Here is an 8,687-nt window from a genome sequence, read left to right as displayed (position 1 = left end):
CTCAGCAGGCTTGTCGGCTCGAAGGGGTATGACAGGCTCATTCTCCCACTTTGGGGACCTGGCCTAACACACAAAAATCTCACTGCCCACCTGGACTGCCCGGAAGAGGAACTCCTGCAGGTCATGGAGGGCAGTCGACCCTTCACCGTTTCCCTGGCCCTGCGCATTGAGCGGTGCTGGGGGATCAGCATGCAACTCTTGCTCAACCTGCACCACGAACACCAGCAGCATCTGGCCAGCAGCCAACCCCCTTCAGGTGGCGACACCTCCCCGGAACTGGGCTGAGGGCCCACCATCGACCAGCCATCAGCGCCAAGGGGCCGGGTCCTCTGGGATGCACACTTGAACACAGAAGGATGCAGGTCCCAGCAACCAGGCAAAGCCACCCCCGCAATTGAAGTTGCCCCCCAGAATGCCCATCAGACAGAAGTTCTGTCCTAAATTTGTTCGGTGCGGAAATGGCTTTTGAGGGTCTGAAAGAACACCCGTGCGACATCCCGCTCCGCCCAGAGCCGCACCTCAAATCCCGTGTGCAATTTGGGGTTCACATCCGGGAAGTCTTTCCATTCCACCTCCGGGGTTCCCACCTGTTGCCATCGTTGAGGGTGATCACACGAAAACGGTACAGTTCTCTGGCCATGAACCACAGTATTCCCTGAAAGCCATGACCCTCACTGTGGTTTTGACCTGTCAAGCGTCACCCATGGTTGCCTGTCTTACCATCTGGAGCCTTCACAATCTTCACGGTTCGCAAGGAAACCCTGAAGTGCTGCTGAGCTCAGTAAAATGGACTGTGATGCTTGACTGTCCCAGAGGAGAAACCCCATGATTCCAGACGCTGGAACCCTGGCAGCGGTCCCCGCCACGGGCATGCTGCATGCTTTGAATGAACCCGCCTGGCTGATGAGCACGGACGGCAAAGAACACCTTTACAACCAAAAACTCAGGGAAACCTTTCCACCGGCGCTGGAAGAAGCGGGTGCCCGCCGCAGTCGGGTTCACCCTGAAGACCTGCACTTCACCACCTTGCGCTTTCAGGAGGGCCTGCAAAAAGGCGAGCGTTTTTCCATGCCTTACCGCATGCAGATGGATGGGCAGTACCGCTGGTTTGAAAGCACCCTCAGCCCCATCCAGCACCAGGGGCAGATCGTCGCCTGGCTGGGCACCCTGCGGGCCCTGGAGGACACCGGGCTGTACCTGCAGGCCCTGATGGACAATGCCCCGGTGGCCATCTCCTTCATGGATGAGGGTTACCACCTGAGAGCCTTCAACCAGCAACTCCTGCGGGACGGCATGCACACCCGAGAAGAATTCAGCAACCAGAGTTTCCGGGACCTCTCACCAGAAGTGTTCAAGGTGGTGCAACCTTTTATTGATCAGGTCTTCGAGACCGGAGAGGTCACATCGCTGGAAATGCAGTCTCCCATCACCGCTGAATCCAGCTGGTGGCAGGTGACCTACTTCCCGGTGAAAATGCAGGGCGGAGAGGTGGTGGGGGTGGGCTCGATCAGCCAGAACATCACTCCAGTGAAAAAAGCCCTGTCTGACCTGGAGGAGCAGAAAAACTTCTTGCAGCAGGTCACAGACGCCATTCCAGCCACCATCAGCCTCACCGACCTGACCACCGGACAGCGGATTTTTGCCAATGCCTACACCTTTGACGTGGTCGGTTACACCCGCGAAGAAGTGGCCAATTTCACTCCTGAAGAAGTGTGGGGCCACTTTTTGCCTGAAGACCACGCCCACTTGCGGGACACGGTTTCACGCATACCCAGTTTGAAGAACGGTGAGGTGCTTGAACAGGAGTACCGCATCCGGCACAAAGATGGGCACCTGGTGTGGTTGTGGGGCCGGGGCAGCGTGTTCAGCCGGGATGAATCTGGCAAACCCTTGTTGTCCATGAGCACCCTGGTGGACATCACCGGGCGCAAACAGGCCGAGCTGGCCTTGAAAGAAAGCCAGCAGCAGCTGGAACAGTTCAGTGAACAGCAAAAACAATTCGTCTCAGAAGCGTCCCACGAAATCAAAAGCCCGATTGCGGGCATTCAAGGCAACCTGGAAATCCTCCTTCGGTACAAGGACATCCCAGAGGAAGAAAAGCTGGAGATCATCCAGGATTGTCACCGTGAGGCACTCAGGCTGGGCCGTCTCGTCTCTGACCTCCTCGGCATGGCCCGGGGCAACACTGACATGCTGCATCTCGAAGACGCAGTTCGACTGGACCAGCTGGTGCTGGACACCCTGAGGACGTTCGAAACCCAAAAAGGCAACCACGTCCTCTCTGCTGACCCATTGGAGGCATGTACGATTCTGGGTGACCCTGGCCGCCTGAAGCAACTCCTGGTGATCCTGACGGGCAATGCCCTCAAGTACACCCCGGAGGGAGGCATGGTGACCCTCAGCACCTCCTGTCAGGGCGACAGGGTGGAACTGCGAGTCAGGGACACGGGCATCGGCATTCCTGCATCAGATCTCGAAAAGGTCTTCGAGCGCTTCTACCGGGCCAGCCACAGGATGGAGAAAGACCCTGGTGGATCCGGGCTGGGTCTTGCCATTGCCCGAACCATTGTGGAAGAACATGGCGGCACCATTCACCTGGAAAGCATGGTGGGGCAGGGCACAACCGTGGTGGTCCGACTTCCAACCCACCGGGACCTGAACTGAGCAAAAGCAACGCTGCAGGTTCATTCCTCACCAGGTCAGACCCAGCCATCACCAGACGGGAGGCTTTCATGGGCACACCTCTGACCTGCTGCACAAGTTCGTTGGGGACCATAAAGGGCTCCTGTATGGGGTCACCAGAAGGTTCTTTCCCTCATCAGGTGCTCAGGCGTTGCCTCCAGTCCTGAAAGCAGGGCAGATCTGGTTTTGGTCTGCCCTGCAGGTTGGATTGTTGCGGTCAGTGGGAGTGACCTGCGGTGTCGAGCAGGTCCACCCGGCCATCGTCGAGGTTGTAGCGGGCATCCACGATTTTCAACTTCCCACTTTCAATTTTTTCTTTCAAGATTTCACTTTCGTCCATCAGTTGGTGGGCCACATGGATGGCGTTTTCCCGCACCACGGTGTCCACGCGGTCTCCGGTCACCGTTCCCACTTCGGCCACCACCGGCTTGATGGCTGCCACCAGGCTGTCGATGTGGGCCGGGACGGTGCTGCCTTTGTCCATGGCATTCAGGGTGGCCGTGACCGCTCCGCAACGCTGGTGTCCGAGCACCGTCACCAGGGGGGTACCGAATTCTTCCACCGCGAATTCAATGCTGCCAAACACGTCATCACTGGCAATGTTTCCGGCAACCCGCACCACAAACAGGTCGCCGAGGCCCTGATCGAACACGATCTCTGGGGCCACCCGGGAATCTGCGCAGCCGAGGATCACCGCAAAAGGATGCTGTCCTTTGGCCACTTCTGCAATGCGGCTGGGACGCTGGTCCGGGTGACGGAGCCTGCCCCGGATGAACCGCACGTTGCCATCGAGGAGTTCTTTCAACGCTGCATCCGGGGTTGGGGGGCTGTCCACCGTGAAGGGAGCAGCCTGGGCCACCTCGGGCACCGCGAGGGTGGTGGCGGCCAGGGTGGTGGCCGCGGCGAGGCGCAAGAAGTTCCGACGTGAGTGTTTGCTTTCCGTCAGGGGGTCTCCTTTTGAACCAGTGTACGGGCACAGCAAGGCTTTCCAGCGTTTTCTAGGGGTTTGTCCTGTGCGTCATTTGGTGACGACAGACGGATCTCAATCGGTTTTCAGGGGATTCCCATGGGCAGGGGGACCCCAAGTCCATCAACGCCTGCGGTCCGCCACCCGACTGAGCACCTCTTCGACCTGGTGAAGCCTGGTGTGGGGAATCAAACACACGTAACCTTCTACTGGACTGGGGTGGATCTGGATCACCAGCAGGAGGTGTGACCTCAGTTCCGACGCCCGGTCCAGGATGGCTGTTTCCAACCTGTCCTGGGTTGCGGTGCGCAGGTTCGGCAGGGTCATTCCCAGCTTCCGCACAGCCACCTCACCCAGATCCTGCCCGAAAAAACCTTCACCCCTGGGCCCAAAGAACCAGGTCAGGTCCGAGAAAGATACAATCTCTCGGGCCAGGCTTCTGGGCACGTCATCGAAGTGCAAGGTCCGCAAATTGGGGTGTTCCATGGCCACCTCCAAAGATGGGTTCCTTTGGTTGTACGGCACATCTCCGCTGCACACTGTCACAAAGCCACCGCTGTTCTGAACCTGTTCGATTCATGAAAGTCTGCTCTGCCTGAAACCATCCGCAAGACCAACGGTGAAGAAAAAGAAGCTTCGCTTGCGGGAGATCCCACGGTGGGAGGAAGTGCAGGCTTCTACCCTGAAAAGAGGCACACAACACCGGCAGGAGGTTTGATGATGGCGTGACTGTTGCTGCTTCCGTTGCTTTATCCCGTGGTCAAACTACTCAGGCATCTCCAGACATCCATACCGCAGGAACGTTCACCATTGCAGGACTTCTACCAGGGGAAACGCCGCCACCAGCGGGTGCAAGATCCGATGGATCCAGGCCGCAAGCACTGAACGGCTGCTGGCTTCCTGAACTTCACTGGCTCACAGGTCCCGATCAGGTTTTTTGATGCGCCTTCTGATTCGCTCAGAACGGGTCTGTGTCCCCTGGGGTGTTGCCGGTCTGGCTGTCTGGCTGCCCCCTGCAGGGTCCTGGACGGCCCGAGGGTCATACAGGAACACGTTTTTGCCGTAAGAAGTGACGGTGGCCACCAGCTGGGGTTTCCATTTCCCGTGGCCGAGTCGTTTGAGGCCTGCGCGGGTGGTGAGGTGCGCTGGCACTTCTTGCAGGGAGGGGTAGTGGGGCAAAGTCATGGAAGCCTCCAGGGTCCTTCATTTGCCAGAACGCAGCATCAGCAGTCCCACACTGGTGAGGGCCAGAACCGGTAGCAGGGCGGTTCCGAGGGTGGACAGGGGAACGTGCCGGGTGAGGATGAGGGTCAGGGTGAGGACCAGCAGTAGAAAGGCAATGATGAGGCAGGTCCAGCCGGGGTGCAAGGTTTTTCGCTCGGCCATGTGCTGGTCTTGTTGTACTGCAAAGCCCATCACGGTTTTCTGGGCTGGGAATCCACCTTCTCCTCCCTGCTTTTCGTTACAAAGGTGAGACCCCTTCCCTGGTTTTGTAACCGCATGAAGAAAATAAAGGCATTTTTCCATCCCAGAGGGACATCCAGGACATTCATGAAGTTGTGACAATTCTTTTGCTAAGGTGACCCCATGTTGTCAGAAGAGGTCCGGGATTTCATCATGGTGGTGACCGTGGAGGGCGAGGTGGCCACTTTACCCTTGCATCAGATCGACCGGGTGCAAGCCCACATGCAGAGGCATCCGCTGGCGGTGGTGGTGATGAAAGACCCTCAGCGCACCCTGGTGATTCAGGAAACCGCAGAGCGTTTTCTTGAGCGCTGCCAGAAACTCCACCGTGCCCTGGTGGAACGGGACCTTGCTGGCATCAACCGTCACCTGGCCCCAGCAGTCTGAGTGTTCTTCAGGTTGGCTTCAACCATGAAGAAAATGAAGAGACTTTGCCCGGTCCTGCATGTAGGGTATCGGGTGTGTCCGATGAACCTCTGCTCGATGAAGACCTCAACCAGTTGTGCTGTCTGCGGCTCGGGTGGGAACTGCGCGACCACCTGTGGGAATATGGTTCGGTGTGGCATGAAAAAGCCTGGTTCAAGGGTGATATCCTGATGGGCTTCCCAAATTTCCTCTCCCGGGACCCCATTCCCATGCAGCTTGTGGAGCATCTGGAACACCTTGGGCTGCAGGACCAGTATGCTGAAACGCTCTTTGAGGTGGTGGGTGGCTCAATCCTGAGCCACCTGCAAGCCTGGTACCGGCTGGCCCACGCCACCCCAAGGGAGCGGGTGCAGGCCTTTCTTCGGGTTACGGCGAACCTTTCCTGAAACACCTTGTTGGAATTTCGACAATGTGAAGGGCCACGGGCTTGTTAAGATGACAGGGTGGACGTGAACCGACAGACCGCACAGCAACTCTGTCACTACCTGCAACGCCTGGTGGAATTCTCCGATCCACACTTGCTGGTGGGCTGTGACCCTGCACCGGACGGGACAGGTCTGGTGCTGCGGGTGGTGCGGGATGTCCCAGATCAAGGGGTGATGCTGTGCCTCACCTCGGACTTCCTGCGGCAAAACCAGGACGCCCGCATCCTGGACGTGATCCGGGAGCGGGTCAAACACTGGCTCTCCAGAGGGTTGCCTGAGCTTGCTGAAGACGGCTACTTGCAGGAAGACATCACCATCACGTCCCACGGGAGCAGCTGAAACTCACAGGTTTTGTTTCTGCTCGGTGACTTGAAGGAAAGCCAGCACCCTTGTTCTCAAGGGGGCGTGGGCCAGGGTGAACCACGCCTGGGTGTGGTTGAGGTGCCTCGCTTCCAGCAGGTTGAAGAGCACCTGTCCGAAGTGTTCTTGCAAGCCCCACTGCACCAGATGCTCTTCGAGGTAAGAGAGCACCGGGTCTTGAATCAGGAAGTTGGGGAAGCCCATCAGGATATCACCCTTGAACCAGGCTTTTTCATGCCACACCGAACCATATTCCCACAGGTGGTCGCGCAGTTCCCACCCGAGCCGCAGACAGCACAACTGGTTGAGGTCGTCTTCACTCAGGGCATGGTATGTCACCCTTTCAGGATACGAAGTTGCCCTCTCCCTGTCCTTTATTTTCTTCATGTTTTGACCCACCGGATTCATGCCCCAGATGTTGCTTTTCTGGAAGGTTTTCCCAGGGCCTTATCCCAACCACCAGGACATAGGGCGCACGTTGACCAAATACAACATGCTGGTGGCGAATTGCTTGGTGTTTCTCGCGGTGTACCTGCTGACCTCTGGTGCTGAATCACAAGCGATGATTCAAAAAATCAGGTCTGGGATGGGAATTTTCAAAGGAATCATAGGTTTTCTCGCGAATCATTGCCTACCCTCAGAAAGTTCTGCACCCACAGGTAAGTGTCGGCATCCAGCCTGGAAAACAGACGGTGAGCGAACGCTGGAAAGGTGATGCACTGCAACACCACCACCAGGGTGAGGCCCCAGCGGAAGATGCTGGCGTTGCGGTCCTCTTCCATGAAAGCCAGACTCCAGGAGTTGTGGCGCGACACCCTTCCAGTCAGTACAGGTTGACCGTCCTCTCCAGCCAGCACCATGCGACCCTCCACAGTGATCCCCAGGGGTAAAGTACGCCGCTGGTCGGCCTCCAGTAAACAGGAAACCACCCTGGAGCACACTGTTTTCAAGACCTGCAGTTCAGATGCCTGCAAGCGGATTTCCATTCTGCTCATGTCCCCGTTCAGTGTGGCGATGCCCGTGACTTTTCCAAAGTCCAGTAGCATCAACATGCGCTGTTTCAGGGTGCTCTGGTGTTGCTCTGAAACCCCGGTCAGCACTTCTTCCAGTACCCGTTTCTCCAGATGCTCTGGGCATTGTTGGGCTTTTAACACCAGTAAGATGTGTTTGATCTCGTTGGAAAATCCTGGATTCAGAGATGTGAAGGACACCACCACATGCATGGCCTCAGCTTATCAAGAGCGCTGAAGCTCTGTTGGTGAGCGGGTGTCAGAGGTCGCACCGACACCCGCCGGAACAGTGAAAGACAGCATTCTGGTTTCATGGTCAAAATCCTGGGTGTTGAGAGGACCAGCCGTGTAGAACATGAAGTGCTGGCTTTGAAAGCCAGTGGTGGCTTGCAGGTGAAGTGGCACAGGAATCCCACATGAACAAATGGGCAAACCCGCCTGAAAACAAAGGCTAAGACATCAAAAATACAACATGATCGGTGCGATTGGGCGGAAACAGAGGGTCAAACCCATGCCTGCTGGTTTTCTTTTCAGTTGAATGTGGGATCCTCAGGGGAGCACCAGAAAGGAACTCCATGTTTCTGACCTTGCGGTACGGTCCGTGAAAGACCTGAAAGCACTCTTCGAAACCCATGCAGGACAGGTCCTGGCTTTTCTGTTGCATTTGCAAGAAGATCGGGAGCAGGCAGACGAGTTGTTGATTGAGACTTTTGTGCAGGTGCAGGCCCAGTGGGAGAGCTTTGAGGGTGGCAACGAAAGGCGGTGTGTTTTGCGGGTGGCCCATGGGGTGTACTTGAAATCCAGAATGCGGACCTTCAGTCCAGAGGCGGAAGGTCCTGCGCCTGAAGCGGGGGTGCCAGCCATTCTGGAATTTCGCTTGCTCTGATGGCAGGTGGCTCTCGCAGGTGGGCCCGCTGGGAACGTCGTGTTGGGGTCAACCCGTGAGGTCTCTGGTGGGATGTTCGCTGCTGGATAGGGGGTTGACGGTGGATTTGCCTTCACTTTTCAGCGGTTTCATGAGGGTTCAGGAAAGGCAGGGTTTTTGTGTCGGGGCGCGAAATGCTGATCGATGCCCTGACAATCCCCGGCCTCAATGGCCTGCAGAAGGTTCTGACAGCGCACTTCAAACAGGGGACAGGGCTCCTGGAAGTTCAGCACCGTGCCTTCCAATTCCTGGCTTTCGCCGGTCAACACCACCCGGGTGGTATCGGGGTACATTCCAGCTGCAGCACTCAGAATGTCCTGGATCCGCAGGGTTTTGATGCGGCCATCCAGGGTCACCACCAGGATGTAATCCCGCTGGGACTGGCGTTGGGGACGCGTGGAGAAATGGGTCATCATGCTCCCTTCTGT

General features: G+C 57.2%; 14 protein-coding genes. 6 read left to right on the top strand and 8 right to left on the bottom strand.

The window, feature by feature from the left end:
- On the top strand, positions 1-285 hold a 285-nt coding region (locus IEY52_RS26750), incomplete at its 5' end, for a hypothetical protein (RefSeq protein WP_229684852.1).
- Positions 286-437: 152 nt separating this feature from the next.
- Here IEY52_RS26750 and IEY52_RS26980 read toward each other — a convergent pair.
- Positions 438-572: a hypothetical protein gene (locus IEY52_RS26980; RefSeq protein ID WP_268239735.1), complete on the bottom strand. Its 135-nt coding sequence runs from the start codon at positions 570-572 to the stop codon at positions 438-440.
- A gap of 253 nt (positions 573-825) precedes the next feature.
- On the opposite strand from IEY52_RS26980, the gene IEY52_RS16875 reads away from it, so the two are divergent.
- Positions 826-2,664 carry an ATP-binding protein gene (locus tag IEY52_RS16875; RefSeq protein WP_189004508.1) on the top strand — a complete coding sequence of 613 codons (1,839 nt, stop codon included), beginning with the start codon at positions 826-828 and terminating at the stop codon, positions 2,662-2,664.
- A gap of 235 nt (positions 2,665-2,899) precedes the next feature.
- Here IEY52_RS16875 and IEY52_RS16870 read toward each other — a convergent pair whose 3' ends face one another.
- From IEY52_RS16870 to IEY52_RS16855, 4 genes are all read right to left on the bottom strand, one after another.
- Complete coding sequence (locus tag IEY52_RS16870; protein WP_268239734.1) at positions 2,900-3,664, bottom strand: carbonic anhydrase; 765 nt, start codon at positions 3,662-3,664, stop codon at positions 2,900-2,902.
- A 108-nt stretch (positions 3,665-3,772) separates the two neighbouring features.
- Complete coding sequence (locus IEY52_RS16865) at positions 3,773-4,135, bottom strand: hypothetical protein (RefSeq protein ID WP_189004499.1); 363 nt, start codon at positions 4,133-4,135, stop codon at positions 3,773-3,775.
- A gap of 429 nt (positions 4,136-4,564) precedes the next feature.
- Entirely contained in the window at positions 4,565-4,834 is a 270-nt protein-coding gene (locus IEY52_RS16860) for a hypothetical protein (protein WP_189004497.1), read from the bottom strand.
- A gap of 18 nt (positions 4,835-4,852) precedes the next feature.
- Positions 4,853-5,035, bottom strand: a complete 183-nt coding sequence (locus IEY52_RS16855; protein ID WP_189004495.1) for a hypothetical protein — start codon at positions 5,033-5,035, stop codon at positions 4,853-4,855.
- A 201-nt stretch (positions 5,036-5,236) separates the two neighbouring features.
- Between IEY52_RS16855 and IEY52_RS16850 the strand changes: the two genes are divergently transcribed.
- The 3 genes from IEY52_RS16850 (at position 5,237) to IEY52_RS16840 (ending at position 6,303) form a co-directional block, all read left to right on the top strand.
- On the top strand, positions 5,237-5,500 hold the full coding sequence (locus IEY52_RS16850) for a hypothetical protein (RefSeq protein WP_189004493.1): 264 nt from the start codon (positions 5,237-5,239) through the stop codon (positions 5,498-5,500).
- Between the two features lie 74 nt (positions 5,501-5,574).
- Positions 5,575-5,925, top strand: a complete 351-nt coding sequence (locus IEY52_RS16845) for a hypothetical protein (RefSeq protein ID WP_189004490.1) — start codon at positions 5,575-5,577, stop codon at positions 5,923-5,925.
- 57 nt (positions 5,926-5,982) lie between these two features.
- A complete protein-coding gene (locus IEY52_RS16840) occupies positions 5,983-6,303 on the top strand; it encodes a hypothetical protein (RefSeq protein WP_189004488.1) in 321 nt (106 codons plus the stop codon).
- Between the two features lie 3 nt (positions 6,304-6,306).
- Here IEY52_RS16840 and IEY52_RS16835 read toward each other — a convergent pair whose 3' ends face one another.
- Together IEY52_RS16835 and IEY52_RS16830 are read right to left on the bottom strand one after the other, a co-directional pair.
- Positions 6,307-6,663 carry a hypothetical protein gene (locus IEY52_RS16835; protein WP_189004486.1) on the bottom strand — a complete coding sequence of 119 codons (357 nt, stop codon included), beginning with the start codon at positions 6,661-6,663 and terminating at the stop codon, positions 6,307-6,309.
- A 266-nt stretch (positions 6,664-6,929) separates the two neighbouring features.
- On the bottom strand, positions 6,930-7,547 hold the full coding sequence (locus tag IEY52_RS16830; protein ID WP_189004484.1) for a hypothetical protein: 618 nt from the start codon (positions 7,545-7,547) through the stop codon (positions 6,930-6,932).
- Positions 7,548-7,935: 388 nt separating this feature from the next.
- Here IEY52_RS16830 and IEY52_RS16825 point away from each other — a divergent pair, with 388 nt between their 5' ends.
- A complete protein-coding gene (locus tag IEY52_RS16825) occupies positions 7,936-8,220 on the top strand; it encodes an RNA polymerase sigma factor (protein ID WP_189004482.1) in 285 nt (94 codons plus the stop codon).
- A 128-nt stretch (positions 8,221-8,348) separates the two neighbouring features.
- Here the strand turns inward: IEY52_RS16825 and IEY52_RS16820 are convergent, their stop codons facing one another.
- Positions 8,349-8,675 (bottom strand): hypothetical protein, encoded by a 327-nt coding sequence (locus IEY52_RS16820; RefSeq protein ID WP_189004480.1) that lies wholly within the window; start codon positions 8,673-8,675, stop codon positions 8,349-8,351.
- Positions 8,676-8,687 lie beyond the last annotated feature (12 nt).

Origin of the sequence: Deinococcus roseus, from assembly GCF_014646895.1 — a bacterium.
Classification (GTDB): domain Bacteria; phylum Deinococcota; class Deinococci; order Deinococcales; family Deinococcaceae; genus Deinococcus_C; species Deinococcus_C roseus.
The sequence above is the reverse complement of the archived record's forward strand: the minus strand, read 5'-3'. Positions and strand labels throughout refer to the sequence as shown.